The sequence below is a fragment of the Acinetobacter sp. V2 genome, assembly GCF_001188385.1.
GTDB lineage: Bacteria > Pseudomonadota > Gammaproteobacteria > Pseudomonadales > Moraxellaceae > Acinetobacter > Acinetobacter oleivorans.
Genome location: NZ_JZFB01000001.1, coordinates 1,020,463 through 1,046,357, shown reverse-complemented (window position 1 = coordinate 1,046,357; position 25,895 = coordinate 1,020,463). Strand labels below are relative to the sequence as shown.

The following is a 25,895-nucleotide window of genomic DNA, read 5'->3' as shown; positions in this document are numbered from 1 at the left end:
CCATACCGCCCGCCATTGTTGCTGCCATTGGCATATATGTATTTGTTGTCAACAATCCGACAGTAAAAGCGTAGGCTGCCTTATTGATTGGACCGCCTAAATCGATACACATCATGCTGGCTAATATAATTCCCATTAACACAGCATTTGTTGTACCCATGTTATTTAAGAAGTCTTTCATTAGCTCGAAAATATGTGCTACAGGTTGTCCAACTACGTAGAACATAATGAGACCAACAAATAATGTACCTAATAATGGAATAATTAAAATCGGTTTAAGTGCATCTAAACTTGTAGGGAGTTTAAGTTTTTTAGCAATAAATAGTGCGATATAACCCGCAAGAAAACCTGAAACAATACCACCTAAAAAACCTGCTTGTAGCTGAGAGGCGAGTAACCCTCCAATTAAACCAGGTGCAAGACCAGGGCGATCAGCAATTGAGTAGGCAATATAGCCCGATAACATCGGGACCATGAGCATAAATGCAGCAGCACCAATTTGTTTTAATATGGCGGGTAAGCTACCTGCTTGTTCAGCAGCATTTAGACCAAAGCATAAGGAGAGAGCAATTAACAGACCTCCAGCCACCACCATGGGCAGCATAAAAGAAACACCAGTTAAGAGATGTTTATATACGCCAACTTTTTCGGTTTTATCTTTATTTTCTGTCGATGCTTGTTGCTTACCTTGTTCTAAAACTTGCGCATTGCTGATTGCTTCAGCAAAGGCTTTATCTGTTTGCTTTAGAGCAAAGCCAGTACCACACCGATAAACACGCTTACCTACAAAACGGTCTGTGTTAACTTCAATGTCAGTGGCAAGAATCACAATGTCTGCTTCAGCAATAGCTTGAGCTGATAAAATATTTTTTGCACCAACAGAACCTTGTGTTTCTACTTCAATCTCATACCCAAGCTTTTCTGCACCTTGTTGTAAAGCTTCGGCAGCCATAAAAGTATGGGCAACACCCGTAGGACACGCAGTGATTGCTACAAACTTTTTAGTAGTAGTTACTGCCAAGCTATTATCACTTAGCCAATCTTGAGCTGGCTTAAAGTGATCTAAGGCAGTTTGGAAAGCTGTGTGAGCATCATTTTTTATCTCTTCAATGCTAATGAAAGATAATGGATGTGTGCCAAAACTATTAAGATCTTTCGGGCGTTGTCCAACAACAATGACTTGATCAAAGTTTTCACTTATTTCGAATTCATCAAGCGAAATAATGTTATTTGGATAACCCTGTTGGGATGCGACTTGTGCAAGTTTTCGAGCTAAAATCAAAGCATTGACTTGCTGTTGCGGACTATTAATGACAAATAATAAATGTTTAGCAGTTAGCATCAGATTCACTCAATGAATTGATTGTGGTTTGGGCTTTTAATTGGTTTAGCGTTTCGGCATTGGGAATACGAAAGCCAATTTGTGTGACAGCATGGCTTGCGATTGCGGTAGCAGTTTTTAATGTTTCTTCATCAGAGAAGCCATTTATTAGGCCATGAATCATACCTGCTAAAAGAGAGTCACCCGCACCAACGGTACTTTTAACGATCACTTTGGGGGCTTTTGCATGAAGCGGGTGAGTGTCGTGTAGCCAGTTTACACCGTCTTCACCCATCGAAATAACGACATGCTCAATTTTAGCTAAGTTTTCAAAAAGCTTTTTTTGTTCAGCATAAGTCTCTGCAGGAAGTTGATAACTTTCCACTAACTCATCTGTGTTTGGTTTGATCATCCATGGTTGGCATTCAATTGCAGCGACCAATGCTTTACCACTTGTATCAAGTGCAACTTTTTTCCCTTGCTGTTGAATGAGCTTAATAAGTTGCTGTAATTCATCAATACTAAAACCTTGTGGAAGGCTCCCGGCAATGGCAACTACATCTACTTGTGGCAAAATCATTTCGATTTTTTGAAAGAGGTTCTTTTTATCTAGTTCAGAAACTAAGAAACCTTTTCCATTTAAATCGGTCATACGCCCAGAATGTTCAGCAATTTTTATATTTTGACGAGTCTCGCCCTCAATATAAATAAACTCAGGTTGGAATTGAGCCTCTTTAAAATGATCATCAAAAATTTGTTTATTCGTTGTTCCTAGAAAGCCAGAAACGATAATTTCATGCCCCAAATCTTTTAAAACTTGTGCAATATTTAATCCTTTACCTGCTGCATGTATCTCTACAGATTCTTGGCGATTTACCTCACCAACCTGTAACTCATTAAGTTGTATCGTTACATCAATTGCAGGATTTAAAGTAATTGTTAGAACTTTAGCCATTACTGTTCCTAATCTTTAGATTTCTTGTTCGGATAACTGACGTACAGCAGTAGCGCTCTCACATTCTAGTGCGCTTTTTGCAAGCGCTTGAGCTTGGCTGTAGTTAAGTGTACGAATTTGGGCTTTTACTAAAGGAATACTATTTGGAGACATGCTGAGCTCATCTACGCCTAATCCCATAAGAATCGGTACAGCTTTTGGATCCGCTGCGAGTTCTCCGCATATACCCACCCATTTGCCATGTTTGTGCGCAGCTTTTACAGTATGATCAATCAATTGCAAAATACTTGGGTGGAGGCCGTCTGCTTCAGCAGATAGGATAGGGTGACCACGGTCAATAGCTAAAGTATATTGGGTTAAGTCATTTGTTCCTATACTGAAAAAGTCCACTTCTTGAGCAAGAATAGGAGCAAGTAAAGCAGCAGAAGGAACTTCTATCATAATACCCACTTGTAAGTTGGCGCATGGATGTACAGCTTTAACTTCATCAAGAATAGCTTTGGCAGCACGCCATTCTTCCACACGGCCAATCATTGGAAACATGATTCGTAAAGGACGATCATCTGCGGCTTTAAGCAAAGCGATAAGTTGTTGACGTAACAGCTCTGGCTGTCTTAGTGTCAAACGAATACCTCTTAAGCCTAAAAATGGATTTTCTTCTTCAGCAATTGGAAGGTAAGGAAGTGGTTTGTCACCACCTACATCAAGAGTACGTACTACAAGTGGGCGACCAGCAAGGGCATCTAGCACAACACGATAATCTGCTTCTTGGGTAGTTTCACTTGGAGCACTGCTATGAGCCATAAAAACAAGCTCTGTTCTAAGTAAGCCAATTGCTTCGGCACCACATTCAACTGCGTGTGCTGTAGCTTGAACTTTTCCTAAATTTGCAGCAATTTCAATTTGGTGTTGATCTACGGTAATCGCAGGTTCTTGGCTGTGACGTTCAGCCTCTTCACGAATTTTTTGTTGAAGCTCTCGTTCTTGTTTGGCTTGTTCGATTTGCTGAGTGTTCGGGTTTAATACAAAAGTTCCTGTATCTCCATTAATTAAAAGAGAACTCTTTTGTTCAATCTCTAGTACTTGATCACCAGCACCAACAATTGCAGGAATACCTAACGCACGAGCAACAATAGCGCTATGTGCACTTGCACCGCCTACAGCTGTCAAAATGCCTGCTACTCGATCTTTATTAAGGTGAGCCACATCACTAGGGCCCACATCATACATGATCAAAATATAAGGCTCTTTAGGCTCTTCGATAGTAACTTCACCACAGAGCTGTGCTAAAACCCGATCGCCAATATCGCGTAAGTCTGTAGCACGCTCAGCCAATAAGCGGTCTGGTAAAGCTGCTTGCTCTTTAGCTGCTGCTTCAATATGTTCATGCCAAGCGGCAGGAGCAGAAAGGTTTAAGTTGATCTTTTGATAAACACCATTAATAAGATCAGGGTCGTCTAACATTTCCAAATGTGCTTGGAAAATTTGCTTAATTTCAGCTACTTCAGATTTTGCAATAACTTGGTGAATATTGTTTTTAACTGCGTGAAGAGCAATATCAAGTTTCTCTTTTTCTGCTTTAACGCTTAAACCCATACGTTCATATTGGTAAACCTTAGGTTTGATGACATGTACGGGGCCAAAAGCTAGACCACTAGAAGCTGGAATACCTGTATTTGTACTCAATGTTTTCGGCAATGATTTGACTGTTTGAGGCGATTGAGCTTCTTGGGTATCTGAGGATTGAATAGGTTCAACTTCTTCTCCTAAGCCTTCTTGCACGGCCTGAATAACTTTATCTAAAGCTTCAACAGCATCTGTTTCTGGCTCGGCAATAAAACGTAAAGTTTGACCACGTTTACATCCTAAAGCCAAGAGGCGCGTCAAACTTTTGGCCGAAACAAAATTACCATCGTCCACCGCGATCTGAATATCACCTTGAAAACTTTTAGTTAAGTTCACCAAATGAGTCGCTGGTCGAGCATGTAATCCATGGGCATTGGCTAATACAACCGAACGATGAGGCCAATCTGGAATAACATCTGCACCAATAATTTTAGCAATCTCATTTGGTGCTTGTGTTTGATCTAGCTTTGCAACTTGTTCTGGGTTAAATAAAATATCAATCAGTCGGTTAAATCTTTGGCTATCTAACTGCTCATTGGCAGCAATACAGACGAGTGTATTCAGTTTTTGTCCATTTACATCTAAAGCATGGCGTGGCTTTACAATACTGATTGCTGGCTGTTGAACAAACTTACTACTAGAAATAGACCAGATCTGGTCTTGTAACTGGATAACTTGATCTGGCTCAAGTGAGCTTAAAAAACCACATTTTACGAAATTATGTTTTTTGAGAATTTGAGAGGCTGACCACAATAAGTCTTCGATATCTTGAGATTCAATTTCAGTTTGAATTAAATTTTCATGCAGTGTTAAGGATAGGGGTTGAGCTTGTAATAGTTCAATAATTTGCTCAGGTTGCGTCGCATTTTTTACTTGTTCACTTACATCCTGCATTAACGCTCTAGTTAATATTTGTAGTACTTGTAAATGCTCATCAGATTTTGCTGCAATAACAACAGCTAAATAAATCGTGTTTTCCCCATCCCAGATTATTCCTTCAGGAAAGTGAGCTAACCGAATACCTGTCTCTAAAATAAATTCACGAGATTGTGGCGTACCATGCGGAATAGCAATACCTTGGCCTAAATAGGTAGCGCTTTGTTGTTCACGATTGATGAGTCCTGTTATATATTCAGGCGTAACTAACCCATCTTTTACTAATATATCTACTAGACACTGTAATGCATGCTTTTTATCAACAGCATGTTGATTCATATGAATATGTCGAGGCTCGAGTGCTAGCATACTTATCCTTGAACAATTTCTTAGGTTTTAACTTAAACAGAAAAAAAGAAGCTGTTTGTATTAAAATAGGTTGGTTTACCTGCTTTTAAACAACAGCTTCAGACAAATTACCATAGCAGAACTTTAAGTTTATATCGACGTATTTACGTAAATAATGCTTATTAAAAATACAAAGGAATTACGACTTAATATATTTTAGTTTCTTATGGTAACTATAAATTTAATAAAGTTATTTTATAAAAAGGGGACTGCTAATAATAAAAAAAACCTCTACACCGGATTACGGGCATAGAGGCAAAAACTAAATGATAGAATTTAAATTACTATTGAATTTCTTGCTCTAAGACTGACCACAGCTTGTGATGTGATTTTTTAAACATTAACATGTGCCCAATTGATTTATAGCCGAGTTTTGTCGGGTTCAGTTCTAGCATTTTAGTAGATGCATTCGGATATAAACTTAATAAATCTGCAACGTTGTGTTGAGTGGCAATTTCATCATCACTTGCCCAAATTGAAGTAATAGGGCAAATAATTTCAGTGTGAAAGTCATGAAAAATAGTTTTACCAATAGCATTTTTCACATAGCCTGGGTGACTACAAAACTCTCTCCACTGTTGTGCGACTTTCTTAGGCAAGTTTTCACCCATTCCAATAAATTGAGTAGCACCATAGCCTTTTAAAGTACTCGAAATTGGAAAGATAACGTTAAACATGACAGGAGCCAGAAACTTGGTTTTACCTTTAAGTCCTTTTACATGGCCTGTAGAACCTGCTACTGCAACAACTTTTGCTACTTTATGAAAATTTGGCACAATCCCTAGCAGTTGTCCACCCGCACTATGGCCAAGAAGAGTAACTTTTTCTGCTTGGGTTTTTTCTAATAAAGTTTCAATTGCACAAGGGATATCAAGCGTTCCCCAATCATTAATACTCGCTGTACTTTGCTTTAACGGCCCATGCAATGAATCTCCAATTCCACGGAAATCAAAGCTTAATACATCATAGCCTTGCTGGCTTAACCATGTAGCAAAAGAATGATAAAAGTTTTTGGTAATACCTGTCGCTGGACAAATCAAAACAGGATGTACCGATTTCTTTGATTGAGTTGGATAAAATTGTGCAGCAAGTTGATAACCATCTTCGCAGGTCATCCAAAATGATTCAAAAGTGTTATCCATAATATTACGTAATGATTAGCTTATTAGTGACTCTAATTTACATGAGTTCCAAAACGACACTTGATTAAAATGTGACTATAAAGTCAAGATTTGTGCTATACAGCTCATTAAATTTTAATAAAACGAATAATTGGAAAAAAGATGGATTTACCGAAAGCTGTACAGTTAGCAATTGTGTTTAGTGGCATATTTTTATGGGTAGGAATGTTCACAGGGGTGTGGAAATATTGGCAAATACGCCGTTCAGAGTTACATCGTGCCCACTATTATGTTGACATTGCTCATCGAAGTAGCTTGCTATATGCAGCTGCCAGCCTCATTCTTGCTGTATTGAGCTATTTTACTGTTTTAAATGAAAATGTTGCTTTGTGGTGTGTGTTAGCTAATATTTTCTTTTTTAGCTTTTCAATATTGGTTTATATCATACATGGATATTTACAGGACACGACAAATCAATTCAAAACGCCACATCGATTGGGCAGATTTAATTTACCAGCGTGGATGATGTCTTTAATGATGGTGGGATTAATTGTGACTGAATTATTGGCTACAGCTATTTTAGTTATTGGAACAATTTTTTTATTTCTAGGTGTATAAAAATGGATGATTACTCATCCATTTTTTAAGAATTCAAATTTTGTTGACTAAGACGTCTTTTAGCTAGTTTTCGCATCTTATGATCGACAAAGGCCCACACACAAAATATGAAAGAAACGACCATCGCATACATAAAGTATTCGGGCTTCAGATTTCCTTTAATCATACCTTGAAACAGTAAAGTCAGCATAAGAGCAAGCGGTGTTACTCCATAAACAACTGAATCTTTGCTGTTCAGAGTGTTAATGAAGACTTGTTTGTTGAAATGTAATGATAACATCTCCATCCCTCCTTGTGGTTGCGCTAAAACCTAATGTTTTAGTCAAGAATAAGTTTTAAGTTTAATGTTGTACTGCTATTTTTGATTCAGTTCAATAGCAAATAGAAAATTTTTTGAGCAGTTTTATAAAAACCTCTATATTTATAAAGGTTTAAGGTATTAAAAAAGTAAATGTTTAATATTTTTGTATGAAATACTTATTCTTTTAGAAAAGAGAAATTATTTAAATGAAAAGTGTATTAATTTCTCTTTCCTGTAGTTTTACTTTAGCTATTATATTTTTTTAAAAAACTATCGATCGCATGTTGAGCAATTTCTGCATCTTCGAAAGATTGAACACCAGATACACCAATAGCACCTAAAATTTCACCTTCATAAATAATCGGTATTCCACCTTCTAACATCCCTTGAGCACTAGGCATACTTAAGAAACCAAGACGCCCACTTTTTAGAAGTTCTTCATAAAACTTTGACGGTCTACCTGATATTGAAGCGCATTTTGCTTTTTCTAGGCATAGATGTGTAGTTAGAGGAGAAGCACCATCTAATCGTTTCATGAATAATAGAGAGCTTGTTTCATCAACAATCGCAATGCTGACTTTAAAGTTGTGTTCAATTGCATATTTTTGAGCTTTTTCCATTAAAAACTCTGCATCTGCTAATGTTAGGTAATATTTAGTTTTCATTGTTGCTCTTCTTTCCTGAGTAGCTAAAAATTATTTTAGTGTAATTTTACAGTAAAAATTAATTATATCTATAGTTGATTTGTCATTAAAAACTAGTGTGGAAATAAAATGCTGGTTGGGTAAACACAGCATTCTATTCAATATATAAAATCATGTTTGGATAAAACTCGATTTCAAAAAAGTCACTAGATTAAATGCTTTTGAATTTAACTTTGTCGATAATTACGGTAACTGCAAGAACAACTAAAGATGGGATCAACCAAGCTAAGTTTTGTTCATTTAATGGTAAATGCTGAAGGAATTCAGGTAAATAATTGCTGAAGCCTGCAACTTTAAGACCATCGATAATACCGAAAATTAAAGCAATACTTGTTACTGAGCCGACAATGAAAGAAGGCTTGTGCCAAAATTTCCAGAAGAAGCTCAGCATAATCACCACAATTGCTGGTGGATAGATTGCACTTAAGACAGGTACTGAAATAGCGATCAGTTTAGTTAGGCCAAGATTCGAAATAATGAAAGAGAAACCAACTAAAATAAACACTAAAAGCTTATATGGTAATTTCGTTAACTGAGCAAAGTACTCACCACACGCACAGGTTAAACCAATTGCTGTAACCATACATGCTAAAAAGATTAGTCCAGTTAAGAATAATGAACCCATATTTCCAAAAGCATGTTGTACATATGCATGTAAAATTACTGCACCATTTGCTGCATTTGGTGCTACTTCATGGCTACCTAAACCTAATTTGAATAAGCTTAAATAAACTAAAGTAAGACCAACACCTGAAATGAGACTGGCAATAATTGCATATTTGGTGACTAACTTTTTATCAGTAACGCCGCGAGAGTAAATCGCTTGAATAATAACGATACCAAATACTAGTGCACCTAATGTATCCATAGTGAGATAACCGTTTACGAAGCCCTCTGAAACCGGAGATGTGACGTAATGGTTGATCGGAGCTGGTACGTAACCCGCTGGAATCATCACTGCTGCAATACCTAAAATTGCTAAAGCAATAATTTTTAGTGGAGCAAGTACGTGTCCTACAGTATCCAATAATTTGTTTGGATAAAGTGAAACTACAGTTACAAATGAAAAATAAATTGCGCTATAGATTAAAAGACTGCTACTTGAGGTTCCAAAATAAGAGGAAAAACCAATTTCATAAGAAACAGTAGCTGTACGTGGGGTAGCAAATAGAGGGCCGACTGATAAATAACAAACAACAGTTAAAATCAGACTTGCTACTCGACCTAAGGGAGAGCTAATAATTTCAATGGAACCCTGCATACGAGAGAGTGCCATGATGGTAATTACAGGTAAGCCGACAGCCGTAATTAAAAAGCCTAGTGCAGCTAACCATACATGCTCACCAGCTTGTTGAGCAACGATGGGAGGAAAGATAATATTGCCAGCCCCAATAAAAAGGGCAAAGGTCATAAAACCTAAGGCAATAATATCTCCAGTACGAAGATGTTGCATAAATTAAAGTTAATAAAAAAAGAAGGAATTTTAGAGCAAAAGTAATCATGATCAAGCGCTAATTTATGGGAAAAAGCTTTTTTTCAGGTGGTTAAAACCATATATAGTGTTATAAGCGTTTGTTTGGTTAAAGTATGTACTTGAAAAGCCATAAAAAGGAGAAAAGAACTTCTTTTTAAGTTCTGACTTTTTATAAAAAATATGTAAGAATAAAAACATAAATTTTTATTGTGAATGCCGAATATTTAAGCATTTTAGACTTTTGGTCTGACTTATATTCATCCTAAAATATTTTGAATTACCTTAGGTTTTTGTAGGGAAGGGCATGTTTCTTGTCTGCGAGGATAGAATTGAATGAGAGCTTCTACTGTTACCATTAAAACTGAACAAGATCTGGAAAAGTTAAGAGTTTCTGGACGCTTGGCTGCACAAGTTTTAGAAATGATAGAGGCCTATATAAAACCGGGCGTATCTACTGAGTATTTAGATAACCTCTGTAATGACTATATTGTAAATAATTTAAAAGTTATTCCTGCTAATGTGGGATATCACGGTTTTACAAAAACGATATGTACTTCAGTCAATGAAGTTGTTTGCCATGGCATACCATCGCCGAATAAAATTTTAAAAGATGGCGATATTATTAATATTGATGTCGCAATTATTAAAGATGGTTATTTTGGTGATACGAGCCGCATGTATTTTGTGGGTAATGTAAATCCACAAGCAAAAAAATTAGTTGATACAACTTATGAGGCCATGGTTGCAGGTATTCACACTGTTAAGCCAGGAGCTACATTAGGTGATATTGGTTATGCTATTCAGTCGGTTGCTCATCGAGAAGGCTATAGTATTGTTCGAGAATATTGTGGGCATGGGATTGGTAAGGTCTATCATGAACAACCTAATGTTTTGCATTATGGGCAGCGCGGGCAAGGTTTGGTCTTAAAGAAAGGAATGGTCTTTACCATTGAGCCAATGGTAAATGCAGGTAGACCGCAAGTGAAAGAGTTAAATGATGGGTGGACCGTCATTACTCAAGATCATTCATTATCTGCTCAATGGGAACATATGGTTGCAGTAACAGATACTGGTTTTGAACTATTAACCCCATGGCCTGAAGGTGTGGGAAGCTATCCTGCAATTTGAAAAATATAAAAAAAAGTTCGATAAATTATCGAACTTTTTTATTTTAACGCTCAGAAAGATTTTCTACTAAATAATCAATAAATACTCGAACAGCAGGTAGTAATCCTCGGCGTGATGGATATACAGCATGGAATATACCGTGAGCTGCTTTCCAATCTGGCAAGATTTGTACAAGCTGCCCGGATTTCACAAAATCTTCAGCCGCTGTGTCAGGTAACAATGCAATACCACAATTTTGACTCGCAAGTTGGGCGAGCATATAGATATTTGTTCCCATTACTGTTGGGCTAACTTTCACTTTTTTCTGTTGATTGTCAGGTCCATGCAGGATGAATTGTTGATCGAGATGCTCTTCAGACAAACTTAAAATACGGTGTTCACTGAGTTGCTCAGGATTTTTTATATCCCCAAACTCATTTAAATAGGCCTGACTTGCGAATAGGCTTTGTTCTATAAGCGCAAACTGTCTAAGAACTAAACTTGGATCGTCATCCAGTTTTGAGCGAACTCGTAACGCGATATCAATCCCTTCATTAATCACATCTACTCGACGGTTACTGACCATCAGTTGCAAACGAATTTCTGGATATTTTTTTAAGAAAGCAGGTAGGATTTTTGGAAGTTGATTTTGAGCAATATCAACAGGAACGCTTACCTTCACGACACCTCTAGGTTGAATACTTAAGTGATCAACCAAATCATGGGCAGCTTGCGCCGCATTCATCATGACTTGAGCATGTCTGTAAATATCCATCCCAATATCTGTAACAGCAAAATGACGAGAACTACGTTGAATTAAGCGAACCCCCAAGTTTTCTTCTAAGCTGTAAACGCGGCGACTTAATTTTGATTTTGGTATATCCGTTACACGCTCAGCAGCACTAAAGCCACCATGCTCAACAACAAGAGCAAAACAATAAAAATCATCAAGATCGGTGAGCATTAAAATATCCTATTCCTGCAACAACCATGATTTTACATTATTATTTTTGCAACGATAATTCTTATACTAAATTTTTTGTAAGTGGGGGATAAATTCATTACTCATTGCTAGAAATGGTTTTTTGAAATTATATTGTAATTACGTTGTAATTTTAACGTATGCATTCCAAGTGGCTTTAGACATTGTCTATAGAAGTGTTGATCATTTTCTTCTACACTATATTTTTTCTCTACTTTTCAAATCTAATGCCTTATCAACTAATAGAACTTAACGATGCCTCTGCAAATATTGAGTGTCCATTTTGCAAACAAGCGATAATTGACTGGGCACAAGAACAATATGTTCAACCATGTGAACATACTTTATTTATTGCGATGGATTTGGGGTTCGAATTTGTTGCAGATCGATTTGAAGAGTGCATGAGCCAGAGCGTGGATGAGTTACACGAAGATCCAAATATGAATATTTTTGAAGCTTTGACTACAACAGCTTATGAAAATTTGATTGTTTTAAAATCTGATTTAGGTGTGGAAGGTTTGTTTCGCTATGTTGGGGTAAGCGATCTTTAAAATTAAGAGCATAAAAAAGCCAATCTATTGATTGGCTTTTTTATTATTTACGCTTCTGGTGCAGCGCTATATTGTTCAACTAATGGTTTTAATTCACCATTTTGGAACATTTCTAGCATAATATCGCTACCGCCAATAAGTTCGCCATTTACCCAAAGTTGCGGGAATGTAGGCCAATTCGCAATTGCTGGTAAGATTGCACGAATATCAGGATTTTCCAGAATATTTACATATGCAAATGGACGACCAATTTGACTGAGCGCCTCTACAGCACGTGCAGAGAAACCACATTGTGGAAACTGTGGAGTGCCTTTCATGTAAAGTAAAACAGGATGCTTCGCAATTTGATCGCGGATTAACGCTTCAGTATCACGTGCTTGTTCAGTCATAAATAGATCCTCAACTAATCTAGCAGCATTATAGGGGGTGTTTATGTTGCTTTGCAAACCACCTGAATGCTTAAAGTTGCATTGAATATTCAATATTTTATTGTATAAACCGAAGTGATAGTGAAAAGCGGACGAAATTTTAGATAAATGATTGATGAGACTTTCCATCAGAGCCAGTTTTTGTTTATATAAACCCTTCTAAAAACCTCATACAGACAGAGTTCGTTATGACTGATATTACCCTAGCTCCAATACAACCTGATCAACCATCACACTTAATGGCTACTTATGGTCGCCAAGCGATCAGTTTTGTACGAGGCCGAGGGGCATATCTATATACTGAAGATGGTACAGAATATCTAGACGCTTTAACGGGTATTGCTGTATGTGGTTTAGGTCATGCGCACCCAGTTATTGCAGAAGCAATTGCTGAACAAGCTGCAACCCTTGTGCATACAAGTAATCTATTTGAAATTCCTTGGCAAACTGCTGCTGCCCAGAAGCTTGCAGAGGTTTCTGGTATGGAAGAAATCTTCTTTTCAAATAGTGGTGCTGAGTCAAATGAAGGTGCGATTAAGATTGCTCGTAAATTTGGTACTCAACAAGGCGTACGTTTACCAAAGATTATTGTGGCAGAACAATCTTTTCATGGTCGTACTTTAGCAACACTTTCAGCAACTGGTAATAAGAAAGTACAAGATGGTTTTGCTCCTTTAACCAATGATTTTATTCGTGTGCCATTTGGTGATGTAGAAGCAATTCAAGAAGCTGCATTGCAGCATCCAGATATTGTTGCAATTTTGATTGAACCAATTCAAGGTGAGGGTGGTATTAATACTGCTCCTCAAGGCTTTAGCTATCTTGAAGAAGTCCGTAATATTTGTAATCAGCACAACTGGCTAATGATGTTAGATGAAATTCAAACAGGGAATGGCCGTACAGGTAAATATTTTGCATATCAGCATACCAACATTGTGCCTGATGTTTTGACGACTGCGAAAGGACTTGGGAATGGCTTTCCAGTTGGAGCAGTAATGACACAAGGTAAAGCCGTTGGTTTATTAGGACCTGGTAGTCATGGTTCTACATATGGCGGTACTGTATTAGGTTCTCGTGTGGTTTATACGGTAATCGATACAATTCAAAAAGAAAATGCTGTAGAAAATGCGGCAGTAGTGGGACGCTATATTGTTGATCAACTTCGTACACAGTTAGCTGACAAGAATGTTCAGGTGCGTGGTTTTGGGATGATGATAGGTATTCAATTACCTAAAGAATGTGCTGAACTCGTTGCCATTGCTCGTGATCAACACAAGCTTATTATCAACGTTACAGCAGGTTCTGTGGTTCGCTTGTTACCGCCTATTAATATGACTCAAGCACAGGCTGATGACTTATTAGAGCGTTTAGTCGCTTTGATTAATAATTATCTTTAAGTTTTAGTATTAAAAATGGGCATTTATATGCCCATTTTTTATTTCGAATAATTAACCAGAGATATACTGCTTTAACTGTTCAATTAAATTTTTCTGGTCTTCCATTGCTGCTTTTACCAAGTCACCAATAGAGATAAAACCAACTAATTTTTCCTTGTCTAATACAGGTAAGTGACGTAAGTGGCGATCTGTCATAAGCTGTAAACACTCTTCAACTGTGTTGTTTAGACTTACTGTAAGCACCTTAGATGTCATAATTTCAGCAACTGTAGTGCTGTATGAAGAACGTTCCATCAGTGTCACTTTTCGAGTGTAGTCACGTTCAGATAAAATTCCGACAACTTTTTCACCTTCGGCTACCACTAACGCACCAATTCCTTTATCAGCCATGATCTTAATCGCTTCAAGGACAGTGGCTTCAGGAGAAATTGTAAAAATATCTTGCTCTGATTTGTTTTTGATTACTTGTGCAACGATTGTCATTTCTTCTGTCCTGTGTTTTATCATTTTGTTTTAAATTAGCTTGATTTTATAAAAATGCAAATACTTCATAGTCATTCAAATACAAGTTTTACACTCAAGCGTTCAAAAAGCATTCTAATAGAGATTAAGAACCTAAAGAAAACTTTAGGCTCCTTGCCAGTGCGGATGTTTAAAAAAGAAATGTTGCATTTGTTGTGTAGATAGTTTCAACTTGCGATGAGAAGAATTAAACAAAGCTGGTGTAACGTTGAGGCGAGTTAAGGTTGGTAATAACGACTCGTGAAAATCTTTAGGAGTAATTCTTCTCGGTTTGTAATGTGGCCAATGCTCTTTAGCGTAGCGGTGAGCTTGCAATCCATTGAGCCAGAAGGGAAAAATAAAGTCTTCTTGATCTGATTTAATTGCCCAACCCTGATGAAATAATCCCCAGAGGACTCCGCAATACATCATAGTTCTTAAAATATAAATTTTAATCATCAAGTCTTTTGAAACCGGTTGCAGATTGCTTAAACTATTCATTGTCAATTTAATGGTTCTTAACTTATCTTGCTTATTATAGAAAAATCAGATGACATTTCAGTTTAAACAGGTATCAAATCGTAAACAAATATTCCCAGCTATAAAAAATGCCACTTAAGAATGTCAATATGATTAGGACTGTGACATTAGCATTAGACAAAAGAAAAGAAGTGCATAGCGAAATATATTTATAGAAATTTTTGTACAGGCGTAAAAAAAACGCCACCTGAGCAAAACAAAGCGATTAAAGCTTTGGTGAAGCTCAAGAAGAGATAAGGGGTGAATTGGTTTATATCAAATTTTTACAGACATAAAAAAACGCCACCTGAGCCATGACTGAAGTGGCGAAGTAAGGCTTTGGATAAATTGATAAATTTGGGTCTTTACGGGGTACAAAAAACGCCACCTAAGTGACGTCTCTTTATGCTTGCATTGTGGCTAACTTTTGCCAATATTGTGCTTTAAGTGAGTCACGTTCAACACGGAAACCTTGATAATACAATTCTGCTAAGAATAGAGCGGCTTTACCATGCCCAGCGCGAGCAACTTCTTCTAACTGTGCAACCGCATCTTGGAAATTCATTTGAGAGTGAATTGTGTTTACTGCAGTTGCATATACATGTTCTAAATCATGATGAGAGATACGTTGAATCATAGAAAACTCCTTATTGTAATTATGATTACTTTTTTCTAAAGGCTAGTGCCTTTAAATTAATTTAACTTAGAATTATTAAACTAATATTACAAATTGATGGATTTGTCAACTATTTGTCATTTCGTTTAGTTCACTATTAGGATACATGATTAAACATTATTCACAAATAATTTTGATTAAAATCAATATGAGAATAAAAGACAAGGAGAATAAAATATGACAAATACAATCGATGGCTTTGTTTTTGACACGCCTCCTAAAGAGGAACAAATCATAGAACTGGCCCATTATCACCGTAAATTATTAGATGAAGCTATTTTTCATGAGGAAATCCATTTAGGGGATTACTGTCTAGCACAGCGTAAAAGGGTGTTTGATTTTGCTGGTCATTTGGAACCCGCCCAAAAAAACTGGTTTTATCAAGTTTATGATGGGGAACTTCGAAAAATTGCTGATGAAGACGAATTGCATCCAGCAGATGCAGAAGAAGGGTTAAGTATTTTTGCTATGTTTTTAGTCTTGGTGATTATTGCGGCAATTTTATACTTTTCCGTCATTCGTTCGCTAATAAGTTAAGCATATTCATACTATCCAGTAAGGTATGATTATTAACCTTACTGGATGTTTGATCTTGTACTTATGAGTATTGAACCCTACACTACACTAATTCGAGGTAGGTCATGCTCATATTCAAACAAAATTTTCTTAAATTAAAGTCTGAGTTAAAAGTTGATCAATGTTTTAACCTATTTGTGGTTATTGTCATTGGCTGTATTTTTGTGCTGTCATATTTAGCATTACTTCGGCCTATTAGTCCGGATCAATATCAACGAATTATACAACTTTCTCATCAGGCTACTTATCCAAGAACTCAAGACATGGCTGAGTTGCTTATAGCTCAGTCAGAAATTCATCGGGCAGATTATTTAAAGTTAATGCATGCTTACCAATTTGAGGGTGCTCATATTAAGCAATATCCAGCACTCGCTCAGGAAGATACTCAGTAAATGGGTTAATCAGGCTAAATCTTGGTTTCCAAAGCTTTTTGAGCACTATTGTGGCAGGCAAAATTTTGAATTTATGCTAAACTTTATCTTTTTAAACGCGCTGTTTTTCAAGGAATCCGCATGGAGCAACAATCGAATATGCAAAATAAATTCTTGATAGATGCTGAGATCGGTGATGACGATGTCACATTACCTAATTTACCTGCTATCGATGTTCCCATCGTTGAATCTCCTGTTAAATCGCAAGAAAATATTGAAGCAGCCAAAGTTGAATTAGCTTCTACAGAAACTGCGGTTGAACAACCAAAAACTGGTTTTTTTGGCCGGATGAAAGAGGGGTTAACCAAAACTCGTCGTAATTTCGCTGATGGTATGGTCAATATCTTGATTGGCGGAAAAGAAATTGACGATGAGTTACTCGAAGAAGTCGAAGAGCAATTATTAGTTGCAGATATCGGCGTTGAAGCAACTAAAACGATCATTACCAATTTAACAGAGCGTACAGCTCGTGGTGATTTGATCTATTCCCACTCTTTATATAAAGCGTTGCAGGAAGAGTTGGTTGCTTTGTTGGCCCCACGTGTTAAACCTTTACATATTGATCCTAACAAATCGCCTTATGTGATTTTAATGGTTGGGGTAAATGGTGTTGGTAAAACCACAACTATTGGTAAATTAGCGAAACGTTTGCAAGGTGAAGGTAAAAAAGTGATGTTGGCTGCTGGGGATACGTTCCGTGCCGCAGCGACAGAACAATTGCAGATCTGGGGTGAACGTAATGATATCTCTGTGGTAGCTCAAGGTCACGGAGCTGATAGTGCTTCTGTTATTTTTGATGCTTTTGAAAGTGCTCGTGCTAAAGGAATTGACGTATTAATCGCAGATACGGCAGGTCGTTTACATAATAAGAGTAACTTGATGGAAGAACTCAAAAAAGTTAAACGTGTGATGCAAAAAATTGATGCAACTGCACCTCATGAAATTATGTTGGTGGTAGATGCGGGTACAGGGCAAAATGCGATTAACCAAGTGCAAGAGTTTGACCAAGCTGTAGGTTTAACTGGTATTACAATTACCAAACTTGATGGGACTGCGAAGGGTGGCGTGCTCTTTAATATTGCAAGTCGTACCCATGTGCCAATTCGTTTTATTGGTGTTGGTGAAAAAATTGATGATTTAAGACCATTCTCGGCTAAATCATTTGTTGCTGCACTGTTTGAAACTGATAAGTAAAACGGTTGTTAGCATTCAAAAGCTTCACTAAAACGTGAAGCTTTTTTTATATGTATATCTTTTTTTATTGTTGCGAAAATAAAACGAACTGTCATATTTTTAATGCTGATTATGAAAAATGACTTTAATACACTGTATTCATTCCCAAACAACGGCCCTTGGTCAATCAATAGGTAGGAAATAACAAAATGTCTACTTTCTTAGATAAAATTAAAAATCGTCGTACTATTTATGCAATTGGTAAAAATGTTGCATTAGATCGCACTAAAATCGAAGAAACTATTCGTGAAGCGGTTAAACATAGTCCTTCAGCTTTTAACTCGCAGTCTTCACGTGTGGTGACACTATACGGTGAATCACATGCTAAATTCTGGAATTTGGTTCGTGAAGCATTACGTAAAATTGTTCCTGCTGAAGCTTTTGCTGGTACAAATACAAAAATTGATAGCTTTGTAGCTGGCGTTGGTACGGTTTTATTTTATGAAGACCAAGCAGTTGTTAAAAGCTTACAAGAGCAATTCGAATTATATGCAGATAACTTCCCAGTATGGTCTGAACATTCAAGTGCGATTGCTCAATTTGCAACTTGGACTGCGCTTTCAGAGCTTGGTTTAGGTGCATCTTTACAGCACTATAACCCGATTGTTGATGCTGAAGCTGCTGAAGCTTTTGATGTTCCTGCAACTTGGAAACTACGTGCTCAATTAGTATTTGGTTCGGTTGAAGCACCAGCAGGCGAAAAAGCATTTATTAATGATGCTGATCGTTTCAAAACTTTCAACTAATTGAAAGTTAAAAAAGAGTACCTATTTAGGTACTCTTTTTTTATGTGTTTTGGAATTAATAAAAAGGTTAAATCAACGGAAATTGATAAAATTCAAATGTATATTTAATAATAATAACTCGAAAAATTAGCGGGGCACTGCACTGTCATAAAATAGTCACAATCATATTGCATATTGCTCATGATTTAATAGCTTATCAAATATAGAGAAAGAGACAGATGACTTTAAGATTAGGTGTTGCTGCAATTGGTTTATTACTCAGTAGTTCAGTATTTTCAGCAGTTACAATTACAGCGCCAGAGGAAATTGTAATCCTTGCTGTGAATGGTCAAGAAGTCAATTCTGGGTTATTTCGTTCATCTAAAAATAATTATAAAGTTGATGCGGGTGAAACTAGCTTAAGCGTGCGCTATCAAGAATATTTTGAACATTTAAATGGTGAGCATGACATTGTTAAATCTGGTGTAGTCACAATTCAAACGCCGGCATTGCAAGATGGGAAAACTTATAAGCTTTCGATGGTAGATGTACCTAAAGATTATGAAAATGCGAAAAAATATGCTGAACAACCAACAGTTGCTTTATACAGTGCAAATAATGAATTAATTGTGAAACAAACGGGCGCAAACAATGAAGCAAAACCATGGTTTGCAACTGGCTTGTTGGGTAAAGTAACTGACTTTACAACTAGATCATCTAAGCCACAGCCTGAAGCAGTGTATGCATCGGCTAAACCTGCTTCTGCTCAAGTTGTTGTGCCAACTGCGACGTCTATGGCAGTAACAGGTGGAGCACAAACGAATGATCAACGTTTAGTTGAAACTTGGCAGAAAGCTTCTAAAGCTGAGCGTCAAAAATTCATGGCATGGTTAGCTGAACAATCAAATTAATTAATTGCTATTTAAAATAAAGCCGATTTAATATCGGCTTTATTTTTAGAATTTTTATAAATAGCCTAAGTATACTTTATGAATAATTTGAATTTCCGTTTATCTTCATTTGCTGATATTCCACAGCTTGTAGATTTAATTAATAAGTCTTATCGGGAACAGCAGGGTCGAAGTTGGACAACAGAGCTAGAGTGGGTAAAAGGATTGCGTATTACAGAGCATCAATTGGAAGAACAACTACAACTTAGGAATTCAACATTATTGGTAGCAGAAACTGAATTTTCTAAAATTGTTGCGTGTATTGGGCTCACATTTGAAAATAGTCAGGTTGAGATTGGAACATTCTGTACGGATCCTCAAGTTCAAAATATGAGGGTGGGTCGGTCTGTTTTAGAATATGCAGAGCAATATGCATTGAAAGAAGATCCACATCTGACTAACGCCGTAATGCATGTACTCGATGTCCGTTCTGAGTTGGTAGCTTATTATGAAAGACGTGGATATGTGAAAACGGGTAATGAACAGCCATATCCAGTTGAGGCAAATGTAGGCGTGCCAAGGGTGCCTATTAAATTGGTTGAAATGAAAAAAGACCTCATTTGAGGTCTTTTTGATTTAGGTTAGAAACCAGATGTAATAGCCTAAAAGCATGAGAGGCCAAGCCACCCATGGGCTAAATAGCCATTTCAATAACCAGAAGTTGGGTACGAAACCCACTCCATAAATAAAACCACCAGAAATACCAATCATCACCAGCATAAGCTGGCTATGATTGTAATGTCCGTTAGCATCTAGCATGAGTGAAGGGTAAACCAACAAAATTGCAGCAAGAGGCAATGCCAACAGAAAAGAAAGGGCCATTGCAAATGCTTGAGCTTTTCGATGATTTGATGCTGTCATTGCTTTTGCCATCATTTATTCCTCATCTAAATTTTGATGATGTTCGATATAAAGTGCACTGAGTACACCCGCAAAACATGCCATCAAAATGCCTAGGATCCATGCGAAATACCACATTGTGTTCTCCTTAATACATGCTATGCGAGTTTGACTCGATGTGTTTATTGGTAATGACTCCCCACATTTTGTAATAAGACCAACTGGTATAGATCAAAATAAGAGGAACAAAAATACAGGCTGCGACAGTCATAACGCCTAAAGTAAGGTGACTTGATACAGCATCCCACATCGTCAAACTAGAATTAGGGTTGATACTAGATGGAAGCAGAAACGGAAATAAGGCAAAGCCAGCAGTTAAAATTGCTCCAACAATCATTAAACTTGTGCCAGTAAAACTTAAGCCCGCTTTTGCTTTTGAAGATGCAAAAATTGCAATGATGGCACCTAATATTGCAAGAACTGGAGCAACTTTAGTCACTGGATAGGTGCTGTAATTATTCATCCAACCAGGATTGCTATTAGTCACCACTTCTTTAGCTAAAGGGTTGAGTGCAGCATTTGGATCTATGGCAACAGCATAGCTATAACCAGGCACTTGCCCGAAATAAAGCCATGCTCCAATCACAAGAAAACAAATTAAAAATATAATTGCCATAATTTGAGTAGCTTTGGCAGAGCGTTGTTTTAAAGCTTCATCTGTACGCAACATGAGCCATGCACCACCATGTGCACAAAGCATAGATAAACTCACAACACCACAAACTAGGGCAAATGGATTGAGAAGAGCAAAAAAACTGCCAGTATATTCAGAGCGTAAAGTGTCGTCTAACCCGAATGGTAGTCCTAGAAATAAGTTGCCGAACGCTACACCAAACACAAGCGCTGGAACGGCGCCACCAATGCAGAGGCCCCAATCCCAAGAATTACGCCACTTGGTATTATCTAATTTAGAGCGATAATCGAAGCCGACTGGTCTTAGGAAGAGGGCGAATAAAACTAATAACAGTGCCCAGTACATGCCTGAGAAAGCAACTGAATAGACCATTGGCCAAGCAGCAAATAGTGCACCGCCCGCGGTAATAAACCAGACCTGATTCCCATCCCAGTGTGGTGCAATCGTGTTGATTGCAGCACGGCGTTCGCTATCGGTTTTTCCAACGAAAGGCATGAGAGCCATAGAACCCATATCAAAGCCATCAGTCAGAGCGAAGCCGATCAGAAGTACGCCAACTAATACCCACCAAATGATTTTTAATAATTCATATTCAATCATGATAAGGCCTCCCCATTAACAGCTGCTTTTGGTTCTTGCTTTTCAAAATGATATTTGCCAGTGTGCAGAGAGCTTGGCCCTAAACGAGCAAACTTGATCATTAAATACATTTCAATAATTAAAAGAGCTGTATAGAACGCTGCTAAAGCAAGAATCGAACCCCATACATCACCAGTACTTAAGCTAGAAGTAGAGAGGTGGGTTGGTAAGATTTCACCAATTGACCATGGTTGACGGCCACCTTCAGCTACATACCAACCAGTTTGTGCAGCAATCCAAGGAAGCGGCAGTGCAAACAATGCGTATTTAAGTAGCCAAGGTTTGTTTTCAGCATTTCTTTTTGCTACCGCCCAAGTCGCTAAAATGAAAAGTAATAGCATTAAGAAGCCAGAGGCAACCATGGCGCGGAAAGAGAAAAATAGCGCTGTAACATTTGGAACAGTATCTTTTACAGCAGCTTTAATATTTTGCTCGCTTGCATCAACTACATTTGGTGCATATTTCTTAAGAAGTAAGCCATAACCTAGATCTTTTTGATTTTTCTCAAAAGAAGCCAATAACTCTGGTGAGCGATCGCCTGCACGTAATTTTTCAAGTTCAGCATAGGCAAGCATACCGTTACGAATACGGACTTCGTGCTGCTGCATGAGGTCTTTAAGACCAGTAACTTCTTTGGTTGTTGAGCGAGTTGCAATTAAACCTAACGCATATGGAATTTTAACTGCATAATCTGTCCGCATTTCTTCATGATTTGGTACGCCAAACAAGGTAAACGGAGCAGGAGCAGGATGAGTATCCCATTCGGCTTCAATCGCAGCGAGTTTGGTTTTTTGAACATCACCTAGCTCATAGCCAGATTCATCGCCTAACAAAATCACTGAAAGTGTAGATGCAAGACCGAAAATTGCAGCAATTGCAAATGAACGACGTGCGAAAGGTAGATCACGTTTTTTAAGCAAGTAGTAGCTTGAGATAGCAAGTACAAAAATTGCACCAGTTACATAACCCGCAGATACAGTGTGGACGAATTTAACCTGAGCTACCGGGTTAAAGATAAGCGCGCCGAAATCAACTAATTCCATACGCATCGTTTCAAAGTTAAATGCAGCACCAACTGGGTTTTGCATCCAACCATTCGCCACTAAAATCCAGAGCGCTGACATGTTGGAACCTAGAGCGACTAACCATGTTACGCCTAGATGCTGAACCTTCGTTAACCGGTCCCATCCAAAGAAAAATAGACCTATAAATGTCGATTCGAGGAAGAATGCCATAAGGCCTTCAATTGCTAATGGTGCACCGAAAATATCACCTACATAGTGTGAGTAATAAGCCCAGTTTGTTCCAAATTGGAACTCCATTGTTAAACCAGTCGTAACCCCTAAAGCAAAGTTAATACCAAATAATTTTCCCCAAAATTTGGTCATATCTTTGTAAATTTCTTTACCAGAAATGACATAAGTGGTTTCCATGATGGCAAGGATAAATGCCAAACCTAAAGTTAAAGGGACGAAAAGAAAGTGATACATTGCGGTCATTGCAAATTGAAACCGCGAAAGATCAACCACGCTTTCAGAAATCATCAACGTGTCTCCTTAATGTTGGAAATGTTGTCGCCAGCAATATGCTCAGCGACCTGATTGTCGAAATTTTTGGGGATGGTGGGAGCATCAAACCAAATATGTTTAATCGTTAAAAGAAGCACTATTTTTATTATTAGAATAATAGTGATTTCTTTAATTAAACGACTATTAAGATTTTTAAAATAAAGGCTCATATATTAAACCTCATTTGATAATAATTTTATTATTAATCAAAACATAATAAAAATAAACATTAAATATATTTAAAATTAATATTTAAATAATTAGTTTATATAAAACAATATCTTATTATTTTAAAATAAATATCATACTAAAATAGTTTGAATTGATTATTAATTCCTACTAAAACACTTGTAAATAAAAATATAAAGTTTATTAAAATAGTTTGTTTTTATTTAATACCAACTAAAATGGTTGTATATAATATTTATTAACTTTATTTCCAACTAAGGTTCTCGGAATAATAATTAATTAAAAAGGAAAATAATAAAATACAGGCGTAATGAAGGCTGCAAAAAGTGATAGGAAACTACAAGAATAATTAAGAGTTAATCGGGTGCAAAAAGATCGTTAGATACAGAAATTTTCTTAGCTACATAATGACTTTTATGAACTCTGACAAGAATAACTTGAGAGTATAATTCGAGTTCGCCGTACTCTGGTTCTACTTGAACGTAGTGGAGTTGACCAAATTCATCACGCACGCGGGCTTGGGCAGAAAATCCAGGTCTGGCATTACCACTAGAAATGGTTGCTAATCGCCCTAAAAGGTTATAGTTAGTATGAGTGAGCTTTGGTTTAATCACTTGGTCAAGGCAGTGGATCATGAACACAGTAAAAAAGATTGCGATCACAAGAGCTGGGACGATTAAATAAAATGGGGAAATAAAATAATGCTGAATTGCGAAGAAAGAGAGTTGTAAAAAGTAGCCTGCATAACTGAAATTGATGAGTAAAAAAACGAAAATTAGAGCTTTAGAAAATTTAACATTAAGTAGCGGTGAGTTAGAAAGCCAATCGGGTGCAATTTTTTTGAGTAACTGACTTGGACGGAGTCCAATATACATGCCAATGGTTTCTACCACGCTGAGCAATATCAAAGCCACTACACTTAAGTGAAATGGCATAAGATAATAATTGAAAAAGAAATCAGCCATGGCAGAAACTCTAATGTTTATAGCTTCAGTCTACGATATAGATACCGCCATCTGAATGTACTTTAAGCTCAACTTTATTTAAAAAATCACCTAAACATGGTCCAGAAATACATTCACCTGTTTCCACGGTAAATAAAGCACCATGAGTAGAGCATTGGATGTATTCTTGATCTTGGTCAAGAAATTGATTTTCTAAATATTCAAGCTCAGTTTGCAAATGAGGGCATAAATTCTGATAAGCATAGAATGCGCCGTCACGTTGTGTAACGAAAATAGTCGTTCCTTGTAAAGTGTCAAAAGCTCTAGCTTCACGCTCAGGAACTTCTTCCGTCATACAGATCCTTTCCATTTCAAGCACATTCCTTCTGAAAATTTTCAAGAAGTTTAGCATAATCATTAATTGCTAAACGTGGGCCAAATTGAGAAACAACTTCACTCGAAATTAAGACAGCTAACTGTGCAGCAGCATTTAAATCTTGATGATGGTTGAGGGCATAAAGGAATGCGCCTGCAAATGCATCACCTGCACCATTTGTATCAACGGCTTCTACATGACGGCCTGCCACATGGAAATGTTGGGTAGGGTTAGAAACTAAAGCACCTTTAGCACTTTGTGTAATGACTACTGTATGATTTTTAAAACGTAATTGAGCAAGAGCATCTTCTACAGATGTTGTATTGGTATACATTAAGGCTTCTTGTTCATTACAAAATAGTAAATCTACGCCATCATCCATAAGTTCTTCCAAGCCTTCGCGAGCGTATTGCACCATCGCAGGATCTGAAAGAGACAGGGCAATTTTAACACCCTTTGCTTTTGCAATTTCTCTCGCTTGTTTTACAGCTTTACGCGCTGTTTCACTTGTAGAAAGATAACCTTCAATATAAAGCCATTTTGCTGTTTTTAATGGTTCAAAATCAATTTGATCTTGAGAGAGTTCAGCAGTGATACCTAAATAGGTGTGCATTGTGCGTTCAGAGTCAGGGCTAATAAGTACCATACAAGTACCTGTCACACCTTCACTGATCGATTTTGGGGTAGTCTTAATGCCAGCTTCATTTAGACCTTGCAGATAAATTGAACCTAAATCATCGTTACCAACACGGCAACCATAAAAAGCAGTTCCACCTAATGCACTAAAAGCCACGGTCGTATTTGCTGCTGAACCGCCACTCGCTTGACCTTTGTAGTCTTGGTGCTGTCTTAACTCTGCATAAAGAGCAGATTGAGTGTCACCATCGGACAACTGCATTGTGCCTTTTTGCAAGCCTTGTTGAATCAGAAAATCATCAGACACTTTAAATTCTTGGTCGATTAATGCATTACCAATTGCAAAAAGATCTACAGTTGCCATATGTGTTGTCACAAATCAAAAAATCAGGTTGCTAAGTTTACACCATTGCTTGGATTTGCTGTAGTTTGTTGAATAAAATTCAGTTAATTCATAGATTAATGGAAAATTATTGTTTAACTAAGCTATTGAAATGCTACTTTTAATAAATATTATCAATTAATAATG

At 37.2% G+C, this 25,895-nt stretch carries 30 protein-coding genes; 10 read left to right on the top strand and 20 right to left on the bottom strand.

What is annotated here, in order from left to right; translation table 11 throughout:
• The 4 genes from UC75_RS04750 to UC75_RS04735 all read right to left on the bottom strand — a co-directional run.
• On the bottom strand, positions 1 to 1,342 hold a 1,342-nt coding region (locus tag UC75_RS04750), incomplete at its 3' end, for a fructose-specific PTS transporter subunit EIIC (RefSeq protein ID WP_228137090.1).
• The gene (gene pfkB, locus UC75_RS04745) at positions 1,329 to 2,276 is read right to left on the bottom strand and encodes a 1-phosphofructokinase (RefSeq protein ID WP_049836869.1); all 948 of its coding nucleotides are present in this window, start codon (positions 2,274 to 2,276) and stop codon (positions 1,329 to 1,331) included. The genes UC75_RS04750 and pfkB, both read right to left, overlap by 14 nt.
• 15 nt (positions 2,277 to 2,291) lie before the next feature.
• On the bottom strand, positions 2,292 to 5,147 hold the full coding sequence (gene ptsP, locus UC75_RS04740; RefSeq protein ID WP_049836868.1) for a phosphoenolpyruvate--protein phosphotransferase: 2,856 nt from the start codon (positions 5,145 to 5,147) through the stop codon (positions 2,292 to 2,294).
• A 323-nt stretch (positions 5,148 to 5,470) separates the two neighbouring features.
• Positions 5,471 to 6,328: an alpha/beta fold hydrolase gene (locus UC75_RS04735; RefSeq protein WP_049836867.1), complete on the bottom strand. Its 858-nt coding sequence runs from the start codon at positions 6,326 to 6,328 to the stop codon at positions 5,471 to 5,473.
• 141 nt (positions 6,329 to 6,469) lie between these two features.
• On the opposite strand from UC75_RS04735, the gene UC75_RS04730 reads away from it, so the two are divergent.
• Positions 6,470 to 6,925, top strand: coding sequence for a hypothetical protein (locus UC75_RS04730; RefSeq protein ID WP_049836866.1), 456 nt, complete (start codon positions 6,470 to 6,472; stop codon positions 6,923 to 6,925).
• Between the two features lie 25 nt (positions 6,926 to 6,950).
• On the opposite strand, the gene UC75_RS04725 is transcribed toward UC75_RS04730, so the two are convergent.
• From UC75_RS04725 to brnQ, 3 genes are all read right to left on the bottom strand, one after another.
• Complete coding sequence (locus UC75_RS04725; RefSeq protein ID WP_004791919.1) at positions 6,951 to 7,205, bottom strand: hypothetical protein; 255 nt, start codon at positions 7,203 to 7,205, stop codon at positions 6,951 to 6,953.
• A gap of 266 nt (positions 7,206 to 7,471) precedes the next feature.
• Complete coding sequence (locus UC75_RS04720) at positions 7,472 to 7,891, bottom strand: GlcG/HbpS family heme-binding protein (RefSeq protein ID WP_049836865.1); 420 nt, start codon at positions 7,889 to 7,891, stop codon at positions 7,472 to 7,474.
• A gap of 190 nt (positions 7,892 to 8,081) precedes the next feature.
• A complete protein-coding gene (brnQ, locus tag UC75_RS04715) occupies positions 8,082 to 9,383 on the bottom strand; it encodes a branched-chain amino acid transport system II carrier protein (protein ID WP_049836864.1) in 1,302 nt (433 codons plus the stop codon).
• Positions 9,384 to 9,737: 354 nt separating this feature from the next.
• Between brnQ and map the strand changes: the two genes are divergently transcribed.
• Positions 9,738 to 10,532 carry a type I methionyl aminopeptidase gene (gene map / locus UC75_RS04710; RefSeq protein ID WP_005306198.1) on the top strand — a complete coding sequence of 265 codons (795 nt, stop codon included), beginning with the start codon at positions 9,738 to 9,740 and terminating at the stop codon, positions 10,530 to 10,532.
• A 43-nt stretch (positions 10,533 to 10,575) separates the two neighbouring features.
• On the opposite strand, the gene UC75_RS04705 is transcribed toward map, so the two are convergent.
• Positions 10,576 to 11,475, bottom strand: a complete 900-nt coding sequence (locus tag UC75_RS04705; RefSeq protein WP_005306196.1) for a LysR family transcriptional regulator — start codon at positions 11,473 to 11,475, stop codon at positions 10,576 to 10,578.
• A gap of 245 nt (positions 11,476 to 11,720) precedes the next feature.
• On the opposite strand from UC75_RS04705, the gene UC75_RS04700 reads away from it, so the two are divergent.
• The gene (locus UC75_RS04700) at positions 11,721 to 12,044 is read left to right on the top strand and encodes a hypothetical protein (protein WP_013197636.1); all 324 of its coding nucleotides are present in this window, start codon (positions 11,721 to 11,723) and stop codon (positions 12,042 to 12,044) included.
• Between the two features lie 47 nt (positions 12,045 to 12,091).
• Here UC75_RS04700 and grxD read toward each other — a convergent pair whose 3' ends face one another.
• Positions 12,092 to 12,433 carry a Grx4 family monothiol glutaredoxin gene (gene grxD, locus UC75_RS04695; RefSeq protein WP_004643080.1) on the bottom strand — a complete coding sequence of 114 codons (342 nt, stop codon included), beginning with the start codon at positions 12,431 to 12,433 and terminating at the stop codon, positions 12,092 to 12,094.
• 227 nt (positions 12,434 to 12,660) lie between these two features.
• Between grxD and UC75_RS04690 the strand changes: the two genes are divergently transcribed.
• Positions 12,661 to 13,869: an aspartate aminotransferase family protein gene (locus tag UC75_RS04690; RefSeq protein ID WP_049836863.1), complete on the top strand. Its 1,209-nt coding sequence runs from the start codon at positions 12,661 to 12,663 to the stop codon at positions 13,867 to 13,869.
• Positions 13,870 to 13,920: 51 nt separating this feature from the next.
• On the opposite strand, the gene UC75_RS04685 is transcribed toward UC75_RS04690, so the two are convergent.
• From UC75_RS04685 to UC75_RS04675, 3 genes are all read right to left on the bottom strand, one after another.
• Entirely contained in the window at positions 13,921 to 14,352 is a 432-nt protein-coding gene (locus UC75_RS04685; protein ID WP_049836862.1) for a CBS domain-containing protein, read from the bottom strand.
• Positions 14,353 to 14,496: 144 nt separating this feature from the next.
• A complete protein-coding gene (locus UC75_RS04680; protein WP_004791939.1) occupies positions 14,497 to 14,871 on the bottom strand; it encodes a DUF2750 domain-containing protein in 375 nt (124 codons plus the stop codon).
• A gap of 421 nt (positions 14,872 to 15,292) precedes the next feature.
• Positions 15,293 to 15,526: a hypothetical protein gene (locus tag UC75_RS04675; RefSeq protein WP_002121063.1), complete on the bottom strand. Its 234-nt coding sequence runs from the start codon at positions 15,524 to 15,526 to the stop codon at positions 15,293 to 15,295.
• A gap of 216 nt (positions 15,527 to 15,742) precedes the next feature.
• On the opposite strand from UC75_RS04675, the gene UC75_RS04670 reads away from it, so the two are divergent.
• The 6 genes from UC75_RS04670 (at position 15,743) to UC75_RS04645 (ending at position 20,044) form a co-directional block, all read left to right on the top strand.
• The gene (locus UC75_RS04670) at positions 15,743 to 16,102 is read left to right on the top strand and encodes a hypothetical protein (RefSeq protein WP_004791942.1); all 360 of its coding nucleotides are present in this window, start codon (positions 15,743 to 15,745) and stop codon (positions 16,100 to 16,102) included.
• 104 nt (positions 16,103 to 16,206) lie between these two features.
• Positions 16,207 to 16,533 carry a hypothetical protein gene (locus tag UC75_RS04665; protein ID WP_005306180.1) on the top strand — a complete coding sequence of 109 codons (327 nt, stop codon included), beginning with the start codon at positions 16,207 to 16,209 and terminating at the stop codon, positions 16,531 to 16,533.
• A gap of 120 nt (positions 16,534 to 16,653) precedes the next feature.
• Positions 16,654 to 17,766, top strand: a complete 1,113-nt coding sequence (ftsY, locus tag UC75_RS04660) for a signal recognition particle-docking protein FtsY (protein WP_004791946.1) — start codon at positions 16,654 to 16,656, stop codon at positions 17,764 to 17,766.
• 188 nt (positions 17,767 to 17,954) lie between these two features.
• Complete coding sequence (locus UC75_RS04655; RefSeq protein ID WP_009392698.1) at positions 17,955 to 18,551, top strand: nitroreductase family protein; 597 nt, start codon at positions 17,955 to 17,957, stop codon at positions 18,549 to 18,551.
• A 218-nt stretch (positions 18,552 to 18,769) separates the two neighbouring features.
• Positions 18,770 to 19,441: a DUF2057 domain-containing protein gene (locus UC75_RS04650; RefSeq protein WP_049836861.1), complete on the top strand. Its 672-nt coding sequence runs from the start codon at positions 18,770 to 18,772 to the stop codon at positions 19,439 to 19,441.
• Positions 19,442 to 19,519: 78 nt separating this feature from the next.
• A complete protein-coding gene (locus tag UC75_RS04645) occupies positions 19,520 to 20,044 on the top strand; it encodes a GNAT family N-acetyltransferase (RefSeq protein WP_049836860.1) in 525 nt (174 codons plus the stop codon).
• A gap of 12 nt (positions 20,045 to 20,056) precedes the next feature.
• Here the strand turns inward: UC75_RS04645 and UC75_RS04640 are convergent, their stop codons facing one another.
• From UC75_RS04640 to UC75_RS04610, 8 genes are all read right to left on the bottom strand, one after another.
• Positions 20,057 to 20,356 (bottom strand): cyd operon YbgE family protein, encoded by a 300-nt coding sequence (locus UC75_RS04640; RefSeq protein ID WP_128825133.1) that lies wholly within the window; start codon positions 20,354 to 20,356, stop codon positions 20,057 to 20,059.
• Entirely contained in the window at positions 20,357 to 20,458 is a 102-nt protein-coding gene (gene cydX, locus UC75_RS18645) for a cytochrome bd-I oxidase subunit CydX (protein ID WP_000270276.1), read from the bottom strand.
• A gap of 10 nt (positions 20,459 to 20,468) precedes the next feature.
• Positions 20,469 to 21,614: a cytochrome d ubiquinol oxidase subunit II gene (gene cydB, locus UC75_RS04635; RefSeq protein ID WP_049836859.1), complete on the bottom strand. Its 1,146-nt coding sequence runs from the start codon at positions 21,612 to 21,614 to the stop codon at positions 20,469 to 20,471.
• Positions 21,611 to 23,197, bottom strand: coding sequence for a cytochrome ubiquinol oxidase subunit I (locus UC75_RS04630; protein ID WP_049836858.1), 1,587 nt, complete (start codon positions 23,195 to 23,197; stop codon positions 21,611 to 21,613). The genes cydB and UC75_RS04630 overlap by 4 nt, the downstream gene beginning before the upstream one ends.
• Positions 23,197 to 23,391: a cytochrome oxidase putative small subunit CydP gene (gene cydP, locus UC75_RS04625; protein ID WP_005306157.1), complete on the bottom strand. Its 195-nt coding sequence runs from the start codon at positions 23,389 to 23,391 to the stop codon at positions 23,197 to 23,199. The genes UC75_RS04630 and cydP overlap by 1 nt, the downstream gene beginning before the upstream one ends.
• A gap of 375 nt (positions 23,392 to 23,766) precedes the next feature.
• Positions 23,767 to 24,375 carry an OB-fold-containig protein gene (locus UC75_RS04620; RefSeq protein WP_005306154.1) on the bottom strand — a complete coding sequence of 203 codons (609 nt, stop codon included), beginning with the start codon at positions 24,373 to 24,375 and terminating at the stop codon, positions 23,767 to 23,769.
• 25 nt (positions 24,376 to 24,400) lie between these two features.
• On the bottom strand, positions 24,401 to 24,709 hold the full coding sequence (locus UC75_RS04615; RefSeq protein WP_003652095.1) for a Rieske (2Fe-2S) protein: 309 nt from the start codon (positions 24,707 to 24,709) through the stop codon (positions 24,401 to 24,403).
• 16 nt (positions 24,710 to 24,725) lie between these two features.
• Positions 24,726 to 25,730 (bottom strand): adenosine kinase, encoded by a 1,005-nt coding sequence (locus tag UC75_RS04610; protein WP_049836857.1) that lies wholly within the window; start codon positions 25,728 to 25,730, stop codon positions 24,726 to 24,728.
• Between the last annotated feature and the right edge of the window lie 165 nt (positions 25,731 to 25,895).